Here is a 449-nt window from a genome sequence, read left to right as displayed (position 1 = left end):
GGCCCAGGTCGGGCTGTTCTTCCTCGGCATCGTGCCGTTCACCAGCACCAACTGGGGCGTGATGATCAACCAGGCGGTGTTCTCCGGAGGAGCGCTGCAGAGCCCCGAGGCAATCTTCTACCTGCTGGCCCCGCTCACCTGCATCCTGCTCCTGATCATGGGCGTGGTGCTGTTCCTGGACGCGATCGACGAGCTCTTCAACCCGCGACTGAGGGAGCGCTGATGACCACGCCGACGAAGAACGCCGCGGCCGAGGCCAGGGAGGCCGAGGTCCGCGTACGCGACCTCAGTGTCCACTACCGCATCAACGGCACGGAGTACCCGGCTGTCGCGAACGCCTCCCTCGACCTGCGCCGCGGTGAGATCACCGGTCTGGTGGGGGAGTCCGGTTCCGGCAAGTCGACCCTGGCCCTGTCCCTGATGAACGCCGTGCCCGAGCCGGGCCGGAT

Annotated in this window: 1 protein-coding gene and 1 pseudogene; both read left to right on the top strand. The window is 67.3% G+C overall.

The window, feature by feature from the left end; all coding sequences use genetic code 11:
- Positions 1 to 223 (top strand): annotated as a pseudogene (locus AC1DYK_RS35785) (hypothetical protein); the annotation flags it as partial.
- Positions 223 to 449, top strand: a 227-nt coding sequence (locus AC1DYK_RS35780) for an ATP-binding cassette domain-containing protein (protein ID WP_478170583.1), incomplete at its 3' end; no start/stop codon positions are given. The pseudogene AC1DYK_RS35785 and the gene AC1DYK_RS35780, both read left to right, overlap by 1 nt.

This window comes from Variovorax sp. P2_H12 (assembly GCF_056403395.1).
This window is presented reverse-complemented; position numbering and strand designations above follow the sequence as displayed.